This is a genomic window from Vibrio sp. B1REV9 (assembly GCF_905175395.2).
GTDB classification, from domain to species: domain Bacteria; phylum Pseudomonadota; class Gammaproteobacteria; order Enterobacterales; family Vibrionaceae; genus Vibrio; species Vibrio alfacsensis.
Map to the genome: position 1 here is coordinate 429,785 of NZ_HG992746.1, position 25,032 is coordinate 454,816.

Below are 25,032 nucleotides of genomic sequence, written 5' to 3' on the forward strand. Positions count from 1 at the left end.
AGGTGTGATAATGGAAATCTCAAAGGCGAAACTCTCTCTCGTTGCGCTGTCATGTTCGCTTGCTTTTAATGTGAATGCGGCTTCAACCTTGTTCACAAATGTCGATGTGTTCAATGGCACTGAGGACAAAATACATAAAAATCAGAATGTGCTTGTCGTTGACAACCTTATCAAGGAAATATCAGCAAAACCGATTAAAGCTGACAAACAAACCACAACGATCAATGGAGAGGGAATGACAATGATTCCCGGCTTGATCGATATGCACTCCCACATGTGTATTCAAGAGGGGATGTTAGTTGGCCGTGATGGTTATGATCAAATGGCAATGGGCGCGCGAGCACATGTATCGATGATGCAGTATCTCGATCAGGGTTTTACTACTGCTCGTGATGCAGGGTGTAACATTCTGGGTATGGCAAAAGCGATCAACAATGGTTTGATTGATGGGCCGCGATTATTCCCTGCTGGTGGTTTTTTAAGCCAAACAGGTGGTCATGCTGATACCGGCAGTTTTAATGATGTCCCAGGACGTGTTGATGATCTAGAGCGTCATGGGTTTGGCTACATCGTTGATGGTGTTACGGAGGCTCGTCGTGCGGCTCGTCAAAATCTTCGCTCTGGTGCCACACAAATTAAAATCATGGCTGGTGGTGGTGTCGCGAGTGAATTTGATCCGATCCACATGACTCAGTTCTCGAAAGAAGAGATGGAAGCTATCGTGGGTGTCGCAGAAGATTATGGCACTTACGTTATGGCCCATGCCTATCATGATCGCTCCGTAAATCGAGCAATTGATGCAGGCGTTAAAGTGATTGAGCACAATTTCTTGGTATCTGAAGATACGATCAAACGAATGAAAGAAGAAGGGGTTGCGCTTTCTGCTCAAGCGGTGATGTCTTTAGAAGCATTTGCTGAACCAGAAAAAATTACGTTCTTTAGCCCTGATCAAAAATCCAAAGCGGCCAAAGTGAATGCGGGTGCTAAACAGATGTTTGAATGGGCTCGCAAGCATGATGTACTTATTGTGACGGGCGGAGATATGTTTGGTCCGGCGTACAATACACGCCAAGCAGATAACATGGTTTGGATGGAAAAAGTAGGCTTTACCCCTTATCAAATTATGAAAATGGGTACGTCAAATGCGGCTGAGGTATTAAGTTGGTCTGGCGGTATGAATCCATACAAATACGGTAAACTCGGCGTTGTAGAACCAGGCGCTTATGCCGATGTTGTGCTGGTGGATGGTAACCCTCTGGAAGACATCTCTATTCTTAAGGATTACCAAGACAAGTTTAAAGTCATCATGAAAGACGGCAAGATTCATAAAAATACCCTGTAATAAATAATTGGGGGGCCAAAATCCCCCCAACTTTAAATTTCCATTGTTTAGTATTTGGGTAAAGTATGAAGAAGTATCTATTAGCAAGTCTGTTATTCACGGCCTCATCGACCGTCGTTGCAGAGCAAATTAGCTGGGAACAATTGCGTCCAGCGATCCCACCAATTGAAGACCCATTTCTTGCGTTGAGTGATGAGCAATTATTTGAGTTAGGTACACTTGCTAAGTATCGTCAGTCCAACGTGTTGAACGAATCTCAACTTCAAACGAAAAAAGAGATTGAAGCAAAACTTCATGAAGAAGGGGTTGATGTTGATTGGTTGTTTTCGAAGAGGCAAGAGATCACCGATTATCGGCGGAAGATTGCGACACAACCTAATACTGATCTCACTGCCGACAGTTATGAAATTCCGGGCTTTATTACGCCTGTAGAATTTAATGATGACGTTGTCACAAAATTCTTTCTTGTACCTACCTCCGGGGCTTGTGTCCATACACCGCCACCACCTGCAAATCAAATCGTGTTAGTCAGTTACCCGAAAGGTTTGAAGCTCACGTCTCTTTATGAGCCTGTTTGGGTAAAAGGTGAATTAGAAATTGAAAAAGTAAAAGCCGACGTTACCTACGTAGACGGGGCTATGGATGTTGAGACGGTATACCAAATGGATGCCGATTCTATTCGAGCTTATCAATAATCCGCTTAATCAATTCATGACAGTTAAAATGATCGAAATGTACAATTGTCGCTTAATGGCAATTATCAGTTTTGTGAATCGTTAAGATTGTTATCTATCAACTTAATGAGGCCATTTAATGAAAGTATCAATCTCTACGCTCAGTTTACTTGCACTTTCTATTGTCAGTTCATCGAATCTGTATGCTGCCAATTTTGGTAGTCCCAATACGGTTGGTAATACTTTGGCAGAGACAAAACATGAAAAAGAAAGCTGGCGCGAGTCATTGGAACAAGAGCATAACCTTACTTTTGGCCTAGATTATCAAGCATTAGGTCTGTCTGCTACAGATCCTGTGACAGGGGGAGACGACACGGCAAGTTCTGGCGTTGCTCGATTTTACGGTACGTGGAACTTGGTTGGTTTAGAGTCGGGCAATGTAGGGGGATTAGTTTGGAAAGTTGAACATCGTCATTCGTACAGCGCGTTAGCCCCAAAAGAGTTCGCTTTTATTGGTGATGGCTTAGGCTATGCGGGAATGATTGGTTCAGCGTACAGTGATCAAGGGATGCGTTTAACTAACTTGTATTGGAAGCAGAGCCTCAACGGTGGTAAGACAACGTTTATTGCTGGTTTTTTAGATACCTCGGATTATGTGGATGCGTACGCACTTGCAAGCCCTTGGACGGGTTTTACAAATTTGGCATTCAGTACTGGTGGTGGGGCCATTGGTTTACCAGATGACGGTATTTTAGGATTGGCTGTTGGTCATATGCTAACGGACAACATTTACATGATTGCGGGTGTCGCCGATGGTAAGGGACGCTCTGATAAACCATTTGATGGTTTTGATACTTTGTTTAATGATCATAAGTTATTTACTTCGTTTGAACTTGGTTGGGCGGCATCACAGGACCAGATCTATACCGACAATGTGCATTTCACTGCATGGCACCTTGACGGTGGAACTCAACACAACTTAACCAACCGAGAAAGCGGGCAAGGGATTAATTTTTCAGCAAGCTATTTTGCGACAGAGCAATTGATGCCATTCGTTCGTGGTGGTTTCTCTGAGGGGGATGTCGCACTTTATGATCGTTCTTTAACGGTTGGCGTTGGTTATTTTGGATTAGGGAAACCGACCAATAACCTAGGTTTTGCGGTGAACTGGAGTCATGTAAATGACAACCTAGAGCAAGCTTATGGCGTTGGTGATTCTGAACAGTTTACTGCTGAGCTTTATTACAACATGCAGTTGAATGAATATATTCAGATCACTCCGGATATTCAGTATATCAAAGACCCGGCATTCTCCAATAAAAGCAGTACTTGGGTGATGGGCTTACGCGCAAGAATATTCATCTAGTTGATTATGTTTCTCGCTGCTCCATTAACAGCTGTATAAATAGACAGTGCTGCTATTTTGGGCGATTTTGCGACAAAAAAGACAGCTCTGGTCTATTAAGATAATCGGCGACTGAATCCAATATGTATAAGGGGCAAATTATGTGCCCCTTTGCTTCAATTAGAAATCAGAGATTAGGCTTTTGCGAACTTGTAAGTACGGTAACCGCCAAGCAGATTGCGAGCTTTAAATCCTGAGTTGACGAGTTGACGATAAGCGACATTGCCTCTTAGACCCACCTGACAGTAAATCACGATCTCTTTGTCTTTAGGTAGTTCATCCATACGTTGACGGAGTTGGTCAACAGGAATGTTAATCGCGCCTTCAATGAACCCAACAGATTCCAATTCACTAGGATTACGTACATCAAGCAACACCTGATCTTCCGACAGTTCGTCAATTTCATCAAAATGGATCGCTGTAGCATCACCTTTGATGATGTTGTTGGCAACGAAAGCTGCTTGGTTAATGACGTCTTTAGCACTGCCATAAGGTGGTGCGTAAGTCAGTTCGAGGTGTTGAAGTTGCTCAACTGTCATACCTGCACGCTGGGCTACCGCCATTACGTCAATGCGTTTGTCGACACCATCTTTACCTACCGCTTGCGCACCTAATATCTTACCGGTTTTTGGATCAAACAACATTTTGAACGACACGGTTTCAGAGCCAGGGTAGTAACTTGCATGGCTAGCTGCATGAACATAGACTTTTTCATAAGTGATGTTGTCACGTTTAAGTTGCTTCTCGTTCTTGCCTGTAGAAGCGACTGCCAAATCAAAGATCTTACAGATAGCAGTACCTTGCGTACCTTGGTAAGTTTCTTGACGGCCTAGCATGTTGTCTGCTGCCATTCGACCTTGACGGTTAGCAGGGCCAGCTAATGGAACAAGTGCTTGTTCACCCGTAACAAAGTCTTTTTCCTCAACGGCATCTCCAACGGCATAAATTGAAGGATCGCTGGTTTGCATGTATTCGTTGGTATAAATACCGCCCAGAGCACCAATTTGAAGCCCTGCTTCTTGCGCAAGTTTTGTCTCAGGACGAACACCAATCGCCATGATCAGAATATCGGTGTCCAACACATCGCCATTATTGAGTGACAGAGTTAGCTTACCTTGAAGGTGTTGATGCGCATCATTTTCACCTGCTTCTATGTTGGCGATAGATTGATTGGCAACGTATTCAACAGAAGAGAGGGCGACACCTAAACGTAAATCGATGCCTTTCTCGCGGATCTCTGCATGTGCAAAGCCTGCCATTTCACGATCGACAGGTGTCATTACTTGATCGGCCATTTCTATTAATGTGGTTTTCACTCCTAGCTGATGGAATGCTTCCATCATTTCTAAGCCAATAAAACCGCCACCAACAACCGTTGCGTGTTCAACCTTGTTTGTCTCTATCGTGTTGATGATGCGATCCATATCTGGAATGTTACGCAGAGAATGGGTAAGCGGGTTATCAATACCAGGAATAGGTGGTACTACAGGCCCAGCTCCAGGACTCAATAGAAGAAAATCGTAGCTTTCTTGGTATTCAGAGCCGTCAATTAAGTTTGTTACCGTGACGGTTTTGTCCTGACGGTTAATAGAAACGACTTCGTTCATGACACGAACGTCGACATTAAAACGCGCTAAAAAGCTTTCTGGGGTTTGAAGTAGCAGTTTGCTGCGTTCTTGAATATCGCCACCAATGTGATAAGGCAAGCCACAGTTGGCAAAAGACACAAAAGGACCGCGTTCAAACATAATAATTTGTGCGTCTTCACTGAGACGACGAGCGCGAGCTGCTGCAGATGCACCGCCAGCAACACCACCAATAATCACGATTTTGCTCATGGATTTCTCCTACTGAATGATCGAAAACGCTTACACCTTACTCAATAATATTAGCATTGTCTAATTTTATTTTATCTATATTAGGGTTGACTTAATAATGTTAATTAGTAATATCTAATAAAAGTTAATGTATTGAAGAAGAGGCATAAGAATGGGCGACAGTATGCTACAAAGCGCGACTGAAGCGAGTGAGCTACTTAAAATTATGGCTCATCCAGAACGATTAATTGTGATGTGCAAGTTGATAGAGGGCGAAAAAGGGGTGGGTGAACTGTTTGAAGGGTCATCATTAAGTCAGTCGGCTTTTTCGCAACACCTCACCGTATTGAGAAAACATGACATCATCAAAGCACGGAAGGTTTCTCAGCAAGTGTTTTATTCCATTTCTGATAAAAGAGTGGGGCCGCTCATCGAAGCGTTTAATCACGTTTTTTGTAAACAGTAATTCAAACTTATATTTTGGGGGTACTTATGTTTGAAGTTCCTTGGATGTCGCTGATTGGCGGCGTAATGGTTGGCGCATCAGCTGTGATATTGATGCTATTCACAGGTAAGACTGCAGGGATAAGCGGGATCTTAAATGGGGCGGTAGAAAATACCGATCGTGTTTGGCGAATCGTATTTTTGATTGCCATGGCATTGGGTGGACTTTTCGCTTTCTATGTTATGCATGGCCATGCTCCAGAACAATACAGTGACTCGTTGCTTCTGGTCGTACTGGCGGGTCTATTTGTTGGTGTAGGTACGCGCATCGGTAATGGTTGTACGAGTGGTCATGGTATTTGTGGGATGGGGCGTTTCTCTGTCCGCTCTTTGGTCGCAACATGTACTTTTATGGCGACAGCCATGCTAACAGTTTTGGTGGTGTCGTAATGAAAAATGCAAAACAAATCGCAATCGTCATGTTCTCTGGTGTGCTGTTTGGCATGGGAATGGTGATCTCTGGCATGGCGGATCCTGAAAAAGTTATTGGCTTTCTTGATATCACTGGTGCATGGGACCCAAGTTTGGCGTTTGTCATGGGGGGAGCGCTCGCCGTTTTCATTCCTGCTTACCTTTTACTAATAAAGCCAAGAAGCAAATCAGTATTTGGTGACGAGATTATTTGCCCAACGTCAAAAGTCATCGATAAAAGATTAGTTGGTGGTGCGGCGTTGTTTGGTATTGGTTGGGGCTTGTTAGGCGTGTGTCCTGGTCCTGCAGTTGCCAGCATTTTAACTGGCAACGTACAAGTCTTGATATTTATCGCAGCGATGTTAGTTGGTTCGTTTACTGCGAAGAAAGTGTTGCAGCGTTAGAAAGTCGTGCTCGCTAAAAAGAAAGTATCGTTGAGACTGGGCAATGGTCACTCAGTTTATAGTCGAGCACATCCTGTGATCGGAAGACAGTCTGGATACCAGGCGACGTTTTTAGATCGCCGCTTGCGATGATATGATCAATCACCGAGCGGAATTGGTGAGTTTTATTTGGATTCCGGTTAGAGCGCACTTTACATTCTGCTTTGGTGTTTTTGGTCACCAGTCTTGCGTCAGTATTGTTCGAAAGCACTTCCCATAGCCAATCCCCTCGATAACCTAAGTTATGGTTAAAGTCACCGAGAACCACATAGTGTTGTTTGTTATCCTCGCGCGCTTTTATCCACTTCGCTAGCGCCTGACCTTGTTGTTTCACTATCTTACAGTCACGATTATTGCGATACGCACCGCTGCATCCTGCTTTTAGGTGTACAGAGAGCAGGTGAGTTTCGTTATCTTTATTAGGATTTAATACGATGTAGCTAGCGAAGCGTAATTTGCTATTACCTTGGGTGATTGAGAAATCGGGTCTGTCATCCACATCTATTCCTTTACGAACCGCGAAACCAGTATATTGATTTGTGTCGTTGAATTGTAGATGACGATGAGAGGGCTGAGCGCGGTCTGATAAGTAAATGGTGTATTCACTTCCTACGACTTTGCTTATCGCCGCATGGCTTTCTACTTCTTGAAATGCTAGAACGTCAATGTCAGTTTTATCCACATAGTGGTTCAATTTTATAAAGTCTTGTGGAGTACGAGATACCTTTTCACCATTTATGGATAGCCACTCAATATTCCAACTGGTGAGTTTGATTGAATCCTGAGCAAACGAAAAAGAACTAAATAATAATATTGCCGTAACAAAAAGTGATCGCATACTGGTCCATTGCACTCCTAAATTTAGGTGAATTCCTTTGCAACCTTTATCCTACAAGACCTCTCTAAAAAGCAAGTGAAATCACCTCCATTTTTGCAATTTTCACAGTTTTATTTTCATCTGAGATCAGCTGCAATAAGATCGATTTGTTCTTATCCTCTAGCTATGTTTTGTTGATCAAGATCAATGTTTTCAAATGGTGCTTCTCGTTAAATACGCCACAATATATTGTGTCAGCAGAATAATAAATCGCCCTATATAGTGTATTTGTGGATAACTCTGTGAGTATTCTTGGGTAAGGAGAAAAAGTGAAACCAATCGTAATCAAACGTGACGGCTCAAGGGCTCCGTTTAATAGGGATCGAATTCAAGCAGCAGTGGAAGCAGCAGCGGATAACCATGAAAAAGAAGTCGCCATTTATGCACTAAATGTGGCGCTTTCTGTTGAGTTGCAACTACAAGATCACGATGAAGTTCACATCCATGAGATTCAAGACTTAGTTGAAAATGAACTCATGCAAGGTCCTTACAAATCACTTGCGCGTTCTTACATCGAATACCGCCATGATCGTGACATTGCACGTGAAAAGCAAAGCACATTAACGCGTGAAATTGAGGGTTTGATTGAAGAAAGCAACCTTGATCTGATCAACGAAAACGCGAACAAAGACGGTAAAGTGATTCCGACTCAGCGTGATTTATTGGCGGGTATTGTTGCTAAGCACTACGCAAAAACTCACATTCTTCCTCGTGATGTAGTTCAAGCGCACGATGTCGGTGACATTCACTACCACGATTTAGATTACGCACCGTTCTTCCCGATGTTTAACTGTATGCTGATTGATTTAAAAGGCATGCTGACACACGGTTTTAAAATGGGTAATGCAGAAATTGATACACCGAAATCAATTTCAACGGCTACCGCGGTTACGGCGCAGATCATCGCACAAGTTGCTAGCCACATTTACGGTGGTACAACGATCAACCGTATTGATGAAGTGCTAGAGCCTTATGTCACTACGAGTTACGAGAAGCATCTAGCTATCGCTAAAGAGTGGGATATTGCAGAGCCTGAAGCGTTTGCTAAATCACGCACTGAAAAAGAGTGTTATGACGCATTCCAATCTCTCGAATATGAAGTAAACACGCTGCATACTGCAAACGGTCAAACACCATTCGTGACGTTTGGTTTTGGCCTTGGTACAAGCTGGGCATCACGCCTGATTCAGAAGTCGATTCTGAAAAACCGTATCGCAGGGCTTGGTAAAAACCGTAAAACAGCCGTGTTCCCTAAACTGGTTTTCGGTATTAAAGATGGTTTGAACCACAAGGCAGAAGATCCAAACTACGACATTAAGAAACTGGCGCTAGAATGTGCTTCTAAACGCATGTACCCAGATATTCTTAACTACGACAAAGTTGTGGAAATTACGGGTTCATTTAAAACACCGATGGGCTGTCGCAGCTTCTTAGGCACTTATGAAGAGAACGGTGAGCTTATTCACGAGGGTCGTAACAACCTTGGTGTAGTGAGCTTAAACTTGCCACGTATCGCTATTCGTGCAAACGGCAGCGAAGCAAAGTTCTACGAATTGCTTGATGATCGTCTACGTCTTGCTCGTAAAGCACTGGAAACTCGAATTTCACGTTTAGAGAACGTTAAAGCACGCGTTGCACCGATTCTATACATGGAAGGGGCTTGTGGTGTTCGACTAAAAGCGGATGACTCTGTTGCTGAAATCTTCAAAAATGGTCGTGCTTCGATTTCTCTTGGCTATATTGGTGTTCATGAGACGATCAACGCGCTATTTGGAACCGAAGCTCACTTGTATGATGATGCCGTATTGCGCGAAAAAGCAGTTGCTATCATCAAACATATGAAAGATGCGGTAAACCAATGGACAGACGAAACTGGCTATGGTTTCAGCCTATATGGCACACCAAGCGAAAACCTATGTAGCCGTTTCTGCCGCATCGATGCGAAAGAATTTGGTGTTATCGAAGGCGTGACTGATAAAGGTTACTACACCAACAGCTTCCACTTAGATGTTGAGAAAACGGTAAACCCTTACGATAAGATCGATTTTGAGATGCCTTATCCAGAAATCTCAAGCGGTGGCTTTATCTGTTATGGCGAGTTCCCGAACATGCAACGTAACATCGAAGCGCTAGAAAACGTGTGGGACTACAGTTATACGCGCGTACCTTACTACGGTACGAATACACCAATCGATGAGTGTTACGAGTGTGGTTACAACGGTGAGTTTGACTGTACAAGTAAAGGCTTTACGTGCCCAAGTTGTGGCAACCACGACTCAACGAAAGTATCAGTAACACGCCGCGTTTGTGGCTACCTAGGCAGTCCAGATGCTCGCCCGTTTAACTTCGGTAAGCAAGAAGAAGTTAAGCGTCGAGTGAAGCACCTTTAAGGTTGAATTAAGCTCAAACTCAATAATGAAAATCAACCTGTAATGGGTTGATTTTCTTTTCTAGCCAGAACAAAAGGCATGACTATGAATTACCACCAATATTATCCAATCGATGTTGTAAACGGACCAGGTACACGCTGCACGTTATTTGTGTCGGGCTGTGTACACCAGTGTCGTGGCTGTTATAACCAGTCGACGCAACGTTTGGATTCTGGTGTGTTTTTCACTCAAGAAGCTGAAGATAAAATCATCGCAGATTTGAACGACACGCGCATCAAACGCCGTGGTTTATCTCTGTCTGGCGGTGACCCTCTGCATCCGGCGAACGTGCCACACATTCTCAAGCTAGTAAAGCGCGTAAGAGAAGAGTGCCCAGGTAAAGATATTTGGGTTTGGACGGGGTACACACTGGAAGAACTCGATGATGCCCAACGAGAAGTGATGCAATACATCGATACATTGATCGATGGGAAATTTGAGCAAGACAAGAAAGATCTGAATCTAGAATGGCGGGGAAGTTCGAACCAAATCATTCATCGTTTCACAGACATCTAATCGTCTTTGTCTCTAATAAGACAAGAATATGAAAAGGGCACATTCGTAAATTTCGGATGTGCCCTTTTGGTGTGAGTTCTTTAATGAGGGCGCTCTTTAACGAGAGTCTATTGAGTGCCTGTCAATTTACAATGAACGTTACTTTACTATGTAACTTTGGGACTGCATGTTACGCTGTCACTCTATGTTCATCATCGACCATGTTATTGATCCATCGTTTGGATTGAATGCGATGTGTCGTCAAAATACCTTTTACTAACTCTTCGGCTAACAGTGACATCAATACCCAATGTAAAGGTAAGCCTAGTACCATCCCGGTGTAGTAGGTTAATGGGATACCAATAGCCCATTGCCCAAATGTATCAATGAAAATGCTATAGCGAATATCCGCACCGCTTTTTAGTACACCACCAATTCCTACCATATTAAACACGCGTAGAATCATTCCTAACGCAAGTACGAGACATACATTTAATGCCATATGTGCATCTGTCAGTGGGCTAAATTCGAGAAGTTGTAGGATAATAGGTGAACACAACCAAACCATGGTGAACAGCACTGTAGCAAGTACGGCACTTGTTAATACATACCACCATGCCGTTTTTTCAACACGGTCATATTGTTTCGCACCAATGTCGTTACCAAGTAATACAGAAGCCGCGACGGCAAAGCCCATAAACGTCGATATCAATACGCCTTCTATTGGCGAAAGGAAAGAGATGATCGCAAGCTCCGTAACACCGAGTTGTCCGTAGATGATGCTGTAAACGATTAAGCCTCCAGTCCATAATGAGTCATGAATAAGCATCGGCATCGAAACTTTAAAATACTTGTTTCTATGTTGCTTTACTGCGCCCTCATGCCAGTCTGAACGAGTAGGGAGCAGATACGAATAGCGACGACAAAAGAAATATACCAGCACTGCAGTTTGGAAAAAACGTGAGATAAACGTACCCACAGCTGCGCCAAATACGCCCCACTGTGGGAAGCCAAATAAACCAAAGATCAACACTGCATTGAGGAAAATGTTTACAACTATGGCGGCAATACTGACGTAAGTTGGCATCTTTGCTTCACCGACGGATCTGAGTACCGATTCAATAGGCACGACAATGGCAGTGCCAATGAGACTAAATCCTGTTACCACCAAATACTCGCGAGCATAGCTGACGTATTGTGGGTCGTCTGCCATAAATGAGACGATCTCTTTGTCGAATATCGTATAAAGCACAATAAACGGCAGCGTGACAATTATTGAAATAAACCAAGATTGAGCAAGTGTTCGCCGAATGCCTGCAACATTACCAGAACCGAAATATTGCGAAGCCAGAACTGTGACAGCCCCACATAAACCGAATACAACAGCAAGGTTAAAGAAAAAGATACGGTTACCGACACCAACAGCAGCAGTCGCTGATTCTCCCAACTGGCTTACCATGAAAATATCGATGGCGCCAAGTAACGAAAATAACATTGATTGAAGAGATACGGGAACGCCGATCGCGATCAATCGTTGCCAGAATGTCTTGTCTATGTATTGACGTGTTAAGAGCATCGCATTTCTCCGCTAAGATTTATGCGAGTAGTTTATCCTCATGATTGCCCAGTGTATTTTTCAGTTACATCTAAAAGTTTTGCCAAACTATCCATTCTTAGACGTCGTTCGATTAAATTGTCCAATGACATTGTTGTGAGCTACAAAATCGTGGAAGAAAAACAAGAACGCTACGCCATTTCAGACAAAACCTATCAAGAGTTTATTGACCATACCAAAGTTATCGCTTTAGAAGAGCGTGGGATTGTGCAATGTGGTATTGCAACGTGTCGCGATTTCTTTTCTGTATATCGAAAAAACCAGAAAAAGCATATGTTACTTTATACCGTAAGGGGTAAGGGTTGGCTTGAGAGTGGTGCTTGTCGTTATTCGTTAGAACAAGGGTCATTAGTGATTGTCCCTGCAGGTATTGAAAACGGCTTTGGTATGGAAGATCAAACCTGGCAAATTGCGTGGGTCTTTCTTGCGCAAGGAAAAGAGTGGCCTATGGTGGGAGATGAGATTGAATATCAACTGACGACTGCACCAGAAGTGATGTATTCCTGTATTCAAACACTACTTAGAAGCATTAACCTCCCGATTGACTATGGCGGTGAAGTGGGGGCGCACAGTGTTGCACAACTCGAACTGATGCTTAATATGCCGCATTCCGATTCCCTTTCTCGGAATCAACTTAGGTTACATCGAGTGTTCGATCTTGTTCAAAGGCAATTACATAAAGAATGGACAGTAGAACAACTTGCTGCACTCTATCCTTGTTCAGAGCCTCATCTACATAGACTCTCGCAACAATACTTTGGGCGCAGTCCTATGGCTCATTTGACGCGGATGAGAATGGAATATGCGGCAAGGCTGTTACGTTCAACGGAGTGGTCAATTCAGCACATTGGCGAAATTGTGGGTTATCCGACGGGGGCGAATTTCAGTACTCGCTTTAAAGCGTGGTCGACAATGACGCCACGAGAATTTAGACGAAATGGCCGTTTAGATCGCCATAGTAGTGAGTAAATCGTTCTTTTTGTGAACAATGGCGTTCATGAAACGCAGCACTTACTAGAATTTTGTCCTCAAATTGGTGAAATCGACAAAAAACACTTTCGCCATTGTTAATGAAAGTGTTACCGTGAGGTTCGATACTTGAATTTCAAAGGGTTATGACTTTCATGTTTTCTAATCTACCAACGCCTGTATTAGATCCTATTTTATCTCTTTCCGTCGCATATCGCGGCGATGCACGCCCAAACAAGGTTGACCTTGGTATTGGCGTTTATAAAAACAGCTTAGGTGAAACTCCGATCATGAAAGCCATTCAAATGGCCCAAGACGTGGTCGTGGAAAACCAAAAAACCAAATCTTACGTTGGCTTAGCGGGTTGCGAAGAATTCAATCAAAGTATGATTGATCTACTTTTGACCGGAACGTCAGCCATGGATCGCGTCTCGGCTATTCAAACGCCAGGGGCGAGTGGTGCGCTGCGTATGCTGGGTGACTTAATGAAAGTTGCCCAACCTGACACAACTGTTTGGATTTCTAATCCAAGCTACGTGAACCACAAACCAGTAATGGAAGCCGCAGGCCTTAAGGTTCGTTTTTATCATTACTTCTCACCTCAAACTAAGCAAGTTGATACCGAAAAAATGTTAGAGGACTTGTCAAAAGCAGGCCCATCTGACGTGGTTCTTCTTCATGGCTGTTGTCACAATCCAACTGGCGCAGATATTGATTTTTCGGCTTGGCAGGCCATCACTGAACTGTCTCAGAAGAATGGTTTTACACCATTTGTTGACGTGGCTTACCAAGGCTTTGGTGACGGACTAGAACAAGACGCGAAAGGTCTTCGTTTTATGGCCGATAATGTCGACGAAATGCTGATCACCACCTCATGCTCAAAGAACTTTGGTTTATACCGTGAGCGTACAGGTGCTGCGATTGTCGTGGGCAAGAACCTGCAAGATGTTTCCAATGCAAAAGGTAAACTGCTGACACTTGCTCGTGCAACTTATACTATGCCACCTGATCATGGTGCTGCACTTGTGAAAACAATTTTGCAAGATGCCAATCTGACGGCGATCTGGAAGCAAGAGCTGAGTGAAATGCAACAGCGCTTGGTCAGCTTGCGTCAGAGTTTGTGTAACGAGTTGAGAACTAACCATAATACAGATCAATTTGATTTCATACAAAGCCACAAAGGCATGTTTACTGTGCTAGGCTTTAGTGAAAATCAGATGGCGCAACTGCGTGAAGATTATGGTATTTATGGCGTAGGTGATGGGCGAATCAACATCGCAGGCCTAACGGAAACGCATATTCCTTATGTAGCGGACGCCATTCAAAAAGTATCTCAACGTTAATTGGGAGAGTTGATGAAGAATTGGAAACTGATTCTGCCGCTAATGATGAGCGGTGGTCTTATTGCATGTACGTCGACACCAACGACCACACAACCTGCGGAACCAGAAACTCCGGTGATAGAGCAACCAATTGAAGTTCCGGAAGTTAAACCAGAGGTAGAACCAAAACCGGATGTCAAACCAGCAGAAAAACCGGAAACTAAACCTGAGAAAAAACCTAAGCCAAAGCCAGAACAACCACCGAAAGTGCAGAAAACACCAGACGGTATGTTAATTCTGGGTTCGGAGGAATGGGTTTATGTTCCTGCGATTAAACAAACGTTTAAAGCTCGGATTGATACTGGTGCGACAACGTCTTCTATCAGTGCGACAGAAGTGGTTCCTTTTGAGCGTGATGGTAAAGATTGGGTTCAATTTAAAATTGATATTAATGGTAAAGCGAGTAAAGAGTTCAAGTTACCAGTAGAGCGTTGGGCAAAAGTGCGCCAATCTTCTTCGGAAGAGGTGGACAAACGCGCGGTGGTTGTCGCTTATATCCAAGTGGGTGACTTAAAAGAGCAAACGGAGTTTACGTTAGCCGAACGTGGCCATATGAAGTTCCCGATCCTGCTTGGACGTAGCTTCTTCCGTGATATTGCCGTTATTGATGTCTCTAAAAAATACGTTCAGAACAAACCTAAAGTGGGAAAATAGTTACGTAGTTAACGTGCACTTTAGACGTTCATTGAACCACAAACCAAAAGCCTCTCCATCGAGAGGCTTTTATTATGTCTATCAGAACACTCAGTTTCTAGCATTATTAATTACTTCTATGGACATGAAACGCTGCTAGATGCATTAAAATGCAAAACGAGCAGACATAACCAATTGTGTTCCATATACGCCGTTATTTTTAAAGTCCGCACCAAGAGATAATTGTTGAGTTGAGTGGAAGCGTGCACCGACGTTGTAAACGGAGTTGTTCCCCTCATTATCAATCAATTGCCCAATGCGTCCGTGAATCTCCATATTTTGCATTAACCAAATACGAGTGCCGATGTTGACTTCGGTTTTCCATACGTCGCCAATTTTGTCGCCGCCGCTTTCTTTAATGTTGTGGACGAGCATTTGGCCAAAAATATCTGCAAACTGGCCTGCAGGACCGTTAAAACCGATACCACCAGCGATGTCCCAGTCACCACTGAATTCACTGTCTGCACGGGCAATAAAGTGCGTGTTTTCTGTAAAATATGTCGTTACTTCGCCACCGAATGTACCTGGGCTTGTACCCATACGAAATTCCATCACGTTGTAGTTGAAATTGTTAGCGTGTGCAGAAAGTGGCAAAACAGCGCATAAACCAAAGGCTGCAACCTTTAGAGCTTTACCTAGCATGGGTCTCTCCGGGCAAGAATAAAAAACGAATTAAAAAAAGGTCTGCAAGAAGCAGACCAAAATTTAAAACGCACAGTATTTAAGGTGTTCCATTATACCCAGCACACTAGGACAAAGTGCTGATGCGTGTAGTTATATTGCCTAAAGAAGAGGCAAAATGGCAGTTAGATGACAGCCAAAGCTGCTAGGCAGTAATCGTTACAGAACAACAATTTGTTCAACTTCGATTTCTGGTTTACTCCCGCCCTCAAACTCTCCAAATAGACGAACTTTTGTCGTGTGATCGATAGGTGATACTAAGTGAATATCATCGTCCAGCTCTACAACAATCTCGCCAGAACCGTCACTAAAGATAAATTTATCCGCGCGAGTTTGTCGGAGTAAATTCCCCTCAACCACAACGTTCTTTTCAGTAAACATGTTGGAGTCTTTGATCAGGGCATCTACTTTCTCTACAGTTACTGGTCCGTTAAATTGAACATTTGATTGAGCCTCATGGTGGTCTTTAGCCATAACGAAAGTAGGAGCGATAGCCAGTGCAGCAATTGTAGCGATAACCGTTTTGTTCATGATTTGATTCTCTAAATAGGTGTTCGTTTTTGATGGTGTTATTAAAACAAACCTTATTTGAACCTTTGCTGATATGTGCATTCATATTCGATTCATTTTCTTGAGTCTCATGCAAAGATAACGTTATGATTGCACAACTTCTTTTTCTCATTAAAAGCGCTCATGAAATCAGCAATCCCTTCGTTAATGGTTCAAGGCACCACTTCAGATGCCGGAAAAAGTGTCCTTGTGGCAGGTTTATGCCGGGTTCTTGTCCGAAGAGGGATAAAGGTTGCCCCATTTAAGCCACAAAATATGGCATTGAATAGCGCGGTGACCAAAGATGGTGGCGAGATAGGTAGAGCACAGGCGGTACAGGCACAAGCGAGTAATATAGAGCCAACGGTGCATATGAACCCGGTGTTGATTAAACCCAATAGTGATACCGGGGCTCAAATCATCCTTCAAGGTAAAGCGTTATCAAATATGGATGCAGTCGGTTTTCATGATTACAAGAAAGTCGCCATGGGGACGGTTCTTGATTCATTTGAACGTCTGACTGAAGAATTTGACTCGGTGATGATTGAAGGGGCAGGCAGTCCAGCTGAAATTAATTTAAGAGAAAACGATATCGCTAACATGGGGTTTGCTGAAGAAGCGGATGTGCCCGTGATTATCATTGCCGATATTGACCGAGGGGGCGTTTTTGCGCACCTATATGGCACGTTGGCGTTGTTATCGGAGTCTGAACAAGCACGGGTAAAAGGTTTTGTTATTAATCGATTCCGCGGTGACATTAGCTTACTTCAATCTGGTCTAGATTGGCTTGAAGAAAAAACAGGTAAGCCAGTGCTCGGCGTGTTGCCATATTTGCATGGATTGAATCTAGAAGCAGAAGACGCCATAACTTCACAACAAGAATTGGCGAATGAAGTAAAACTTAACGTTGTTGTTCCTGTGGTTACTCGAATCAGTAATCATACGGATTTTGATGCGTTGCGCTTAAATCCAGATCTTAATCTGCGTTATGTCGGTCAAGGCGAAAAAATTGATAAGGCCGATCTTGTCATACTCCCTGGCTCTAAATCGGTAAGAGATGATTTAGAGTATCTGCGTAGCCAAGGGTGGGACAAAGATATCCAGCGACATATTCGCTTAGGTGGTAAAGTGATTGGGATATGCGGCGGCTATCAAATGCTAGGCAAGATCATCGATGATCCGCTCGGTGTAGAGGGGGATCCAGGACAAAGCCAAGGTCTTGGTTTACTGAATGTGCGTACAGTACTCACTGATAGTAAGAAGCTCACTCATACCCAAGCTCAATTAAACCTCAATGGTCAAGATGCGCTGGTGAAAGGGTATGAAATTCATGTTGGGAAGACGATAGTACAAGAGAAACAACCTATCATTCTTTCATCAGGAGAGTTCGAAGGCGCGATAAGTGAGTGTGGGCAGGTCATGGGCACCTATTTACATGGTCTTTTTGATGAGGCCGAAGCTTTGAGCTTGATAACTGATTGGGTAAACGGTAGTCAAATAAAACAGCAAAACGTCGAACAACTTAAAGAACAAGGCATCAATCGTATTGCGGATGCGATAGAACAGCATATAACGCTTGATTTTTTGTTTAAATAAACCATTTATTACCATTTGAAGCCTAAACAAAAGGGAATTTATCCCAATTTTCTGTTCACCACTTGTTTAGCAGCGGAGTCATTTTATGAAAGCATGGACAATTCATGCTTGCTTAACGGCAATATTGAGTATTTCATCATCAGCGTATGCGGCGACTGATCTCAAAATATACGCAGCGTCTTCTATGACCAATGCCATTGATGAGATTGTGCAAAAATTTGAACATAAATACGATGTATCCGTCACCTCTGTGTACGGTGGTTCGTCGTCGATTGCCCGACAAATTACAAATGGTGCACCTGCGGATATTTTCATATCGGCAAACACTCAATGGATGGATTACTTGGTGGATTCAGGGGTGATCCCACGTGACGGCGTCACTAATTTGGTTCACAATCGCCTTGTTGTGATTGCTCCCAAGTCTTCCAACACTGTAAGTTTTAACTTTTCGGATTCGAATGCTTGGCATCAAGTATTAGAGGGACAGCGTCTTGCGTTAGGGAACCCAATGTCTGTCCCTGCAGGTATGTATGCAAAAGAGTCATTATCCCATCTTGGAATATGGAAAGCCTTAGAAAGACAGATTGCACCCGCCAAGAATGTACGTATGGCACTCGCACTGGTTGAAAGGGGGGAAGCACCCTTAGGGATTGTTTATCAAACGGATGCTCAACTGTCTAATAAGGTGAAAATTGTTGGAGAATTAGCCGATGACTCTCATACCGCTATTATTTATCCAGCAGTTATTGTTAAAGATTCAACTGAGTCCAAACTGCTTTTTGAATATTTGCAGTCATCCGATGCGCAACAAGTATTTTCTCAGTATGGTTTCCAGTAATCAAAGTCAATGATAAGTAATCTAAGTCGGTTCTAAGTAGCCTTGTATGGTTATCAGTAATAAGGGGATAGAGTGACAGATCTTGAATACCAAGCTTTGATGTTGAGCCTTAAAGTCGGTGGGTATGCGGTTATCTGGTTGATACCGCTTGGCGTAGCACTAGCTTGGATCCTTTCACGTAAATCGTTTGTAGGAAAATCAGTTTTAGACAGCTTGATTCATTTACCATTAGTCTTACCGCCAGTGGTGATTGGCTATCTGCTCTTGATTTCGCTCGGTCGACAAGGATTTATGGGTAGTTGGCTTTATGAGCACTTTGGGCTGGTGTTTAGCTTTAATTGGAAAGGGGCAGTTGTCGCCTGTATTGTCGTCGCATTGCCATTGATGGTTCGCTCAGTACGATTAAGTTTAGATAATGTGGATCCTAAGCTAGAGCATGCGGCCTCTACGTTAGGGGCATCACCAATCAAAGTTTTTTTTTACCATCACATTACCGTTAACAATACCGGGTATTATCACGGGGACGATGCTTTCGTTTGCACGCAGCCTTGGTGAGTTCGGCGCGACGATCAGCTTTGTCTCTAATATCCCGGGCGAGACTCAAACCATTCCGTTAGCGATGTACAACTTTATTGAAACGCCAGGAGCAGAAATGGAAGCGGCGCGCTTGTGTATTATTTCAATTGCACTGGCATTATCGACTTTGATGATTTCGGAATGGTTACATCGTAAAGCGACGGTAAGATTGGGAACCAAGTAATGAGTATAAAAATTGAATTTAAACAAATACTTGGCGACACCCATTTTGATGTTGACTTGTCGTTACCGGGTAACGAAATTAGTGCGCTATTTGGCCGTTCAGGAGCAGGAAAGACGACGCTGATCAACGTTATCAGTGGTTTAGTTACCCCACACTATGGCAAAGTTATCGTTGGAGACCATGTACTTTTCGATAGCGAGAGAGGCATCAATTTACCAACCCATCAACGTAAAATTGGGTATGTGTTTCAAGAGTCTCGGTTGTTCCCACATTATTCCGTGCAGGGGAATTTACTGTACGGTGTGACAGAAAAAGACGATTCGTATTTCGATAAAGTCACAGAATTACTGGCTATTAAACCGTTGTTAAAGCGTTTCCCTATCTCGCTATCTGGCGGTGAGAAACAACGCGTTGCTATTGCAAGAGCACTTCTATCAAAACCCAATCTGCTGTTGATGGATGAACCGCTCGCTTCACTGGATATGCCACGTAAGCGAGAGGTCATGCCTTTTTTGGAAGAACTCTCTGAACAAGTGAACATTCCCATTATTTATGTTACCCACAGCTTACAAGAGATCTTGCGGCTTGCGCAGCATCTAGCGATTCTTGATAGCGGTAGAATCATGACGTCTGGCAAATTGGAAGAGGTGTGGGCATCACACGCTATGCGCCCATGGCAGTCGTTTTCTGACCACAGTAGTTTGTTTGAGGGTAAGATCGCTCATCATCACGATAAATATGCATTGACGTGTGTGAAACTCGCGGCCAATGTTTGCTTATGGGTGCAGAAAATCGATGGTGAAGATGAACAACCGATACGTCTTCAAGTTCGTGCAAATGATGTATCTATTGCATTAGAAAAACCTGTATCGACCTCAATTCGAAATGTTCTACCTGCAACGGTCGCATCCATTGAAGAGTTTAACGCCGGTGATGACAAGCAAAGTATTACGGTTTCACTTAAACTTGCTGACGAGTGCCATTTGTGGGCAACGATTACGCCATGGGCTCTCGATGATCTTAGTTTGAATGTTGGTGATTCTGTTTACGCGCAAGTTAAGGGCGTTAGTGTTACGCAACGAGATATGGCACTAGCGCATCATTAACTCAATCTTAATGATAATAAAAAGGCTGCAACTGCAGCCTTTTCGTTTTTGAGTAGTGTAAAAGTATTCCGCGAACGAATTACTTCACAAATACTTCTTTGAATTCACGCTTAAGAATAGGATCGCGACGTGCTTTCTTCATTTGCTTAACCATGTCTTTCACACAGTTGTGAAGAACATTGTCAAGAAGTTGAGAACGGTATTCTTCCTTATCTTGATCTGTCATGCTTTCTGGCAGATTTAGCGTAGGGAACTCTTCCATTACATTTAGACCTGCGAATGCTTGGCCTACTGATACTAAAGCGTGGAATTGCTCAAAGTTGTCCAGAATGTTTTGTGCACTTGCTGGCATTTCGTCCCAAGACGCACGAACTGCTTCTTCAGACACTTCATGGATAGAGGTAACCATCTCGAACATTTCTTCTGGAACTCCGTCAAATTCGATAACTTTACGTAGTTCAGGAGAAATGGTTTCTAGATCGATTTTTTGATTTCGTTGTTAGTTGCTTCTGACATGGTGTGTCTCTCGTTACAAAAGGCGGGAATATTAATACCAAATGCATCAAATAGCTACCATAAGAACCATTTGAATACGTGACCATTAAACAAAAAATATAGCACGAAAATTGATATCTACGATTTAAGGTTATTTATTAGACATGAAAGGCAGTTGTTAACGGTAAGAATAGAGCAATAACAACTGAGCAATTGTTCTTTATCGGTTTTAGAGTTCACGAGTACAAGTCATTGTTCCTTGCTGGATATTAGAGAAGTGATATATCTTTGAAAGATACCGATAAGAAGAAAGGATTCTTTATGCAACTGACCGGAACATCAATGCGCATTCTATTGGTGGATGACATTCAGATTGAACGCATGCAGTTAGCGATACGTCTGAAACAGCAGGGACATGAAGTTAAAGCTGTTGGCAGCGGTATTGAAGCGCTTGGTGTCTATAAAGACTTTGACCCAGAGTTAGTCTTGTTGGATATATCAATGCCCGATATGGATGGCTTTGAGTTAGCATTTCATATTCGTGAGTCATTCCCAGAATGGATACCTATCATCTTTCTTAGCGGACACGAAGAGCCTGAGATGATTGCTAAGGCCATTGATGTCGGTGGGGACGACTATCTGATAAAGCCGGTCGATAAGTTGGTTTTAACGTCAAAGTTGATGGCGATGCAGCGCATTGCACAAATGAGGCGAGAGCTAAAACAAGCAACCGCTCAACTAGAAAAAGTGAACCAATGGCTAAAAAATCAAGCCAATGAAGATGGCCTTACCGGATTGTACAACCGGCGCTACATGGATAAAAAACTCCAATCTATGCTTGCCTGGCATGGTCGTCAGAATACGCCAATGACGGTGATATTATTAGATGTTGATTACTTCAAACCGTTCAATGACAACTATGGACACTTAGAGGGAGACCGATGCCTACAAGCTCTAGCAGATCAGCTAAGAACGACCTTTAATCGAGCAGAAGAATACGTAGGCCGTTATGGCGGTGAAGAATTCGTTGTTTTATTGAGTAACACTAATGAAATTCAAGCAGAACAAGAAGCGAAGCGTGTAAAACAAGCGGTTGATAATCTTAACTACCCACATGAGTATTCGTATACGGCAACAAGAGTGACGGTGTCACAAGGTGTATTTTCGTTTGTTCCTTTTGGTAGGGAAAAGCTAGAAGATATTTATTCGGAAGCGGATATTGCCATGTACCAATCAAAATCAGATGGTAGGAATACATACACGTTAAGAAGTTCAATAAATTCTGAAAGTTAACGCGATTTAACGTTGAACAATATTACAGCATATTGATTGGTATTTCTGTTTATGCCTAGTATTTCTGTTTATTCCTAGCACTGTCAGTTACATTGTCACATACAGGTCGTTGTTTGTGCAAATTTTAAGCACTTTTCACGAGTGGTGCATGATGGTGACAACGTGCTTGTTCTGTCGCAAACGTTTCACTTGTGATAGGCATCCTTTCTCTAGTTTTATATCGGTTAAATGACCAATAAAGCGTTTGCAATTCTTCTATATTGGCGCCAAAATCGCGCGCCCTTGGTTCATAGGAAGATGAACACATAACCTCAGTCATGGAACGACATTTACTCGTTTAAATGAGATATGCGTAAGTTGGTTTGCTTGGCGATGTGCTTCGCCTCTTCAGCATCGTCTGCCGGTACGGTCGGAAAGCAATTAGAAAAAGAATTCGATTATAATTTTGCTTCCAGCATTGTCCTGTCCGATAGCGATGTGTTTACTGTCGGCTTCTCCGACTTTGATCCGAATGAATATTTGAATTTTGATGATGAGTCACTTGGCGATGAGGAATCGGTAGATCTAAGGAAAAAGATCACTGTCATGTCACTTCCTTTTAGTGTGCCGGTAAGAAATTATCGTTATTCGCCTTACCAAACAAAGGTCAATGGGCGAGGTTATTTGTTGTCTAGTGAACAGAAAGTGCATGCTTTAGATTCAGCGATGGCAGATGACTTAGATGAATTGATTTTGGGCGGATATCTAGAGATGGAACATGAGGCCTATTTGTCGCCTAGTGTGTCGCTAAGCGGTGCGGCAGGTACACATCTGATGTATTATCAGAATGATTACGCTTATCGAAGTGATGCACTTTTTGATTACAAAGATCAGATCGATGGTGTCTATGTAAATACCAATTCGCTTGCGATGGTTGGGGAAATTAATGCGACACTTAAGTATTCACAAAACGGCCATTTCGGAAATTGGTATTTCTGGTCCTCACCACACTACTTTAATGGCGTGGGCGTCAATTTTGGCAACGGAAATAACACGGTTAATCCTGAGGGTTGGTATTGGGTAAACGGCGTAAAAGTCTTTTATCGCCTTGCAATTTGGCAAAACATGGTGCAGTCGTTTTACACCAGTTTTAACCGCGTTGACGTTGGTGGCGATATAGAAAAACCGCTCAAAACGGACCATTACTACGAGGTAAGTATGGGGTGGTTAATGACTCCGCCATTCAATATTCCATTGGTGACAAACGTTGGGGTTGGATTAAGTTTAAACTACGGGAGTGCATTTAAAGGTGGCAGCCTAGTATTCTTCTTTAACCAAATGTAATTATACCAATCGTTGAAAGTAACACGTTATTTTCGCAGGGAAAGGCATTGTTAGGTTTCGAATAAAAATCAAGCACGGCTGAACTTCACGCAGTTTCGGCCAGCTTTTTTGGCTTTGTACAAAGCATCATCTGCCAATTTAATTGTCTCAAGCGGGTTTCGTGCACTGCGACTGTCTGCTACACCAAAGCTAGCGGTGACAGATACCGTTTTGTTCTTAGAACTGGCAATGCCACGTTGTTTTTTACCTTGCTTATTGTCATCTGGGCGAGAATCTTGATCTCTGAGCGTCATTTTATACTGAGCAATGGCTTCACGTGTTTCTTCTAAATATTCTTCGCACTCTTCGGAATATTTTCCTTTAAAGACGATAGTAAACTCTTCTCCACCAAATCGATAAACTTTGGCTCCTCCTTGAGTTTTCATAATACGTGCGGCTACCATTCTCAGGACATCGTCACCGGTATCATGTCCATAAGTGTCATTAAATTTTTTAAAGTGATCGACGTCGAGCATGGCGATCGTGAACTTTCTGCCCATATGTTTAAGATCGAGGTCCAAAGCGCGTCGACTGGGGATTAAAGTGAGGCTATCGGTGAAAGCAAGTTGGTGACTCGCTGACGTTGAATAAACGATGATCAATAGACCCGTTAAGGTAAACATTGTACTTGAGATATATTGAACGTCGAAGAAGATGAAAGTCGCGCTTGCTAAGACCATCGCAGAGTAAGTCATCGCATGGATAATCTTGTTTTTCTTAAGAACAAGTATGCCAAGAAAACAAACAATACCAATGCAGTAGAGCACTAATATCAAGGGCAACTTGGACACGCTTGGCACAATAAAAAGAATGCTGTCAGTCCATTCATCAAATCCACCAACCACATAATACGTTAAGGTCACGTAAGACCAAAAAATAAACATAAGCAGTAAAGCAACGTAGGTCAGTGTGGCTTGTGAATCGAAGCCTTCTTTGTTGAATAAGAACACCGCGAGAAAGGAGACGGGTAAAAGCGTTGCCAAAATAGTGAGTTCGAGGAGTGTTGTGCCCGTTTGCAAGGGTGTCTGAAGGCGATTTTGGATGACGAAGTATGCAAACAACATGGCGATGCACACCATCGATTCTCGGCCTTGCTTAAAGGAATAACATAGTACCAAAGCACAACCGAGTAGAATATACGGCATGTTAGCAGCGATGCCCCAGTTTGACTGGGTCATTTGAACAATGTGGTCCATTCCTAGGCCGATTGCTCCCATTAATATAATGGGGAATGCAAACCTAAAGCCGGGTGAGGTCATTAAAGATGATGCCATCTACAACAAATTACCTACTTAA

23 protein-coding genes and 1 pseudogene are annotated in these 25,032 nt (G+C 43.0%); 17 read left to right on the plus strand and 7 right to left on the minus strand.

Annotated elements, in window-relative coordinates; genetic code table 11:
* Positions 1-10 precede the first annotated feature (10 nt).
* The 3 genes from KHN78_RS16170 (at position 11) to KHN78_RS16180 (ending at position 3,382) form a co-directional block, all read left to right on the plus strand.
* Positions 11-1,342: a metal-dependent hydrolase family protein gene (locus tag KHN78_RS16170; protein WP_211917193.1), complete on the plus strand. Its 1,332-nt coding sequence runs from the start codon at positions 11-13 to the stop codon at positions 1,340-1,342.
* A 65-nt stretch (positions 1,343-1,407) separates the two neighbouring features.
* Positions 1,408-2,037, plus strand: coding sequence for a DUF3299 domain-containing protein (locus KHN78_RS16175; RefSeq protein WP_211917195.1), 630 nt, complete (start codon positions 1,408-1,410; stop codon positions 2,035-2,037).
* 118 nt (positions 2,038-2,155) lie between these two features.
* Entirely contained in the window at positions 2,156-3,382 is a 1,227-nt protein-coding gene (locus tag KHN78_RS16180; RefSeq protein ID WP_211917197.1) for a carbohydrate porin, read from the plus strand.
* Between the two features lie 173 nt (positions 3,383-3,555).
* Here the strand turns inward: KHN78_RS16180 and KHN78_RS16185 are convergent, their stop codons facing one another.
* Positions 3,556-5,259: an FAD-dependent oxidoreductase gene (locus KHN78_RS16185; RefSeq protein WP_211917199.1), complete on the minus strand. Its 1,704-nt coding sequence runs from the start codon at positions 5,257-5,259 to the stop codon at positions 3,556-3,558.
* A gap of 151 nt (positions 5,260-5,410) precedes the next feature.
* Here KHN78_RS16185 and KHN78_RS16190 point away from each other — a divergent pair, with 151 nt between their 5' ends.
* Genes KHN78_RS16190 through KHN78_RS16200 form a run of 3 tightly spaced genes read left to right on the plus strand, consistent with a single transcriptional unit; the run spans position 5,411 to position 6,557 of the window.
* Positions 5,411-5,704 carry an ArsR/SmtB family transcription factor gene (locus tag KHN78_RS16190; protein WP_211917202.1) on the plus strand — a complete coding sequence of 98 codons (294 nt, stop codon included), beginning with the start codon at positions 5,411-5,413 and terminating at the stop codon, positions 5,702-5,704.
* 26 nt (positions 5,705-5,730) lie between these two features.
* Complete coding sequence (locus KHN78_RS16195; RefSeq protein ID WP_211917204.1) at positions 5,731-6,132, plus strand: YeeE/YedE family protein; 402 nt, start codon at positions 5,731-5,733, stop codon at positions 6,130-6,132.
* The gene (locus KHN78_RS16200; RefSeq protein WP_211917206.1) at positions 6,132-6,557 is read left to right on the plus strand and encodes a YeeE/YedE family protein; all 426 of its coding nucleotides are present in this window, start codon (positions 6,132-6,134) and stop codon (positions 6,555-6,557) included. Before KHN78_RS16195 ends, KHN78_RS16200 begins: the two co-directional genes overlap by 1 nt.
* A gap of 13 nt (positions 6,558-6,570) precedes the next feature.
* On the opposite strand, the gene KHN78_RS16205 is transcribed toward KHN78_RS16200, so the two are convergent.
* Positions 6,571-7,434, minus strand: a complete 864-nt coding sequence (locus KHN78_RS16205; protein ID WP_211917207.1) for an endonuclease/exonuclease/phosphatase family protein — start codon at positions 7,432-7,434, stop codon at positions 6,571-6,573.
* Between the two features lie 308 nt (positions 7,435-7,742).
* Between KHN78_RS16205 and nrdD the strand changes: the two genes are divergently transcribed.
* A complete protein-coding gene (gene nrdD / locus KHN78_RS16210; protein ID WP_211917209.1) occupies positions 7,743-9,863 on the plus strand; it encodes an anaerobic ribonucleoside-triphosphate reductase in 2,121 nt (706 codons plus the stop codon).
* Between the two features lie 84 nt (positions 9,864-9,947).
* Complete coding sequence (gene nrdG / locus KHN78_RS16215) at positions 9,948-10,418, plus strand: anaerobic ribonucleoside-triphosphate reductase-activating protein (protein WP_211917210.1); 471 nt, start codon at positions 9,948-9,950, stop codon at positions 10,416-10,418.
* A 169-nt stretch (positions 10,419-10,587) separates the two neighbouring features.
* Here nrdG and KHN78_RS16220 read toward each other — a convergent pair whose 3' ends face one another.
* Positions 10,588-11,973: an MATE family efflux transporter gene (locus KHN78_RS16220; protein ID WP_211917211.1), complete on the minus strand. Its 1,386-nt coding sequence runs from the start codon at positions 11,971-11,973 to the stop codon at positions 10,588-10,590.
* Positions 11,974-12,123: 150 nt separating this feature from the next.
* On the opposite strand from KHN78_RS16220, the gene KHN78_RS16225 reads away from it, so the two are divergent.
* From KHN78_RS16225 to KHN78_RS16235, 3 genes are all read left to right on the plus strand, one after another.
* On the plus strand, positions 12,124-12,981 hold the full coding sequence (locus KHN78_RS16225) for an AraC family transcriptional regulator (protein ID WP_211918868.1): 858 nt from the start codon (positions 12,124-12,126) through the stop codon (positions 12,979-12,981).
* A gap of 155 nt (positions 12,982-13,136) precedes the next feature.
* Positions 13,137-14,324 carry an amino acid aminotransferase gene (locus KHN78_RS16230; protein WP_211917214.1) on the plus strand — a complete coding sequence of 396 codons (1,188 nt, stop codon included), beginning with the start codon at positions 13,137-13,139 and terminating at the stop codon, positions 14,322-14,324.
* A 12-nt stretch (positions 14,325-14,336) separates the two neighbouring features.
* Positions 14,337-15,017: an ATP-dependent zinc protease gene (locus KHN78_RS16235; RefSeq protein ID WP_211917215.1), complete on the plus strand. Its 681-nt coding sequence runs from the start codon at positions 14,337-14,339 to the stop codon at positions 15,015-15,017.
* A gap of 144 nt (positions 15,018-15,161) precedes the next feature.
* Here the strand turns inward: KHN78_RS16235 and KHN78_RS16240 are convergent, their stop codons facing one another.
* Complete coding sequence (locus tag KHN78_RS16240) at positions 15,162-15,698, minus strand: hypothetical protein (protein WP_211917217.1); 537 nt, start codon at positions 15,696-15,698, stop codon at positions 15,162-15,164.
* Between the two features lie 198 nt (positions 15,699-15,896).
* Positions 15,897-16,268, minus strand: coding sequence for a YgiW/YdeI family stress tolerance OB fold protein (locus tag KHN78_RS16245; RefSeq protein ID WP_211917219.1), 372 nt, complete (start codon positions 16,266-16,268; stop codon positions 15,897-15,899).
* Between the two features lie 162 nt (positions 16,269-16,430).
* Between KHN78_RS16245 and KHN78_RS16250 the strand changes: the two genes are divergently transcribed.
* From KHN78_RS16250 to modC, 4 genes and pseudogenes are all read left to right on the plus strand, one after another.
* Positions 16,431-17,882 (plus strand): cobyric acid synthase, encoded by a 1,452-nt coding sequence (locus tag KHN78_RS16250; protein ID WP_211917221.1) that lies wholly within the window; start codon positions 16,431-16,433, stop codon positions 17,880-17,882.
* An 85-nt stretch (positions 17,883-17,967) separates the two neighbouring features.
* Positions 17,968-18,720 (plus strand): molybdate ABC transporter substrate-binding protein, encoded by a 753-nt coding sequence (gene modA / locus KHN78_RS16255; protein WP_211917223.1) that lies wholly within the window; start codon positions 17,968-17,970, stop codon positions 18,718-18,720.
* 72 nt (positions 18,721-18,792) lie between these two features.
* Positions 18,793-19,480, plus strand: a pseudogene (gene modB / locus KHN78_RS16260) (molybdate ABC transporter permease subunit).
* Positions 19,480-20,586: a molybdenum ABC transporter ATP-binding protein ModC gene (modC, locus tag KHN78_RS16265; RefSeq protein WP_211917225.1), complete on the plus strand. Its 1,107-nt coding sequence runs from the start codon at positions 19,480-19,482 to the stop codon at positions 20,584-20,586. Before modB ends, modC begins: the two are co-directional and overlap by 1 nt.
* Before the next feature lie 79 nt (positions 20,587-20,665).
* Here modC and KHN78_RS16270 read toward each other — a convergent pair whose 3' ends face one another.
* Positions 20,666-21,070 (minus strand): DUF3069 domain-containing protein, encoded by a 405-nt coding sequence (locus KHN78_RS16270; RefSeq protein ID WP_211918870.1) that lies wholly within the window; start codon positions 21,068-21,070, stop codon positions 20,666-20,668.
* 332 nt (positions 21,071-21,402) lie between these two features.
* Here KHN78_RS16270 and KHN78_RS16275 point away from each other — a divergent pair, with 332 nt between their 5' ends.
* Both KHN78_RS16275 and KHN78_RS16280 read left to right on the plus strand, forming a co-directional pair.
* Positions 21,403-22,374 (plus strand): diguanylate cyclase, encoded by a 972-nt coding sequence (locus tag KHN78_RS16275; RefSeq protein WP_211917227.1) that lies wholly within the window; start codon positions 21,403-21,405, stop codon positions 22,372-22,374.
* Positions 22,375-22,722: 348 nt separating this feature from the next.
* A complete protein-coding gene (locus KHN78_RS16280; protein ID WP_211917229.1) occupies positions 22,723-23,697 on the plus strand; it encodes a Solitary outer membrane autotransporter beta-barrel domain in 975 nt (324 codons plus the stop codon).
* Between the two features lie 68 nt (positions 23,698-23,765).
* Here the strand turns inward: KHN78_RS16280 and KHN78_RS16285 are convergent, their stop codons facing one another.
* Positions 23,766-25,010 carry a GGDEF domain-containing protein gene (locus KHN78_RS16285; protein ID WP_211917231.1) on the minus strand — a complete coding sequence of 415 codons (1,245 nt, stop codon included), beginning with the start codon at positions 25,008-25,010 and terminating at the stop codon, positions 23,766-23,768.
* Between the last annotated feature and the right edge of the window lie 22 nt (positions 25,011-25,032).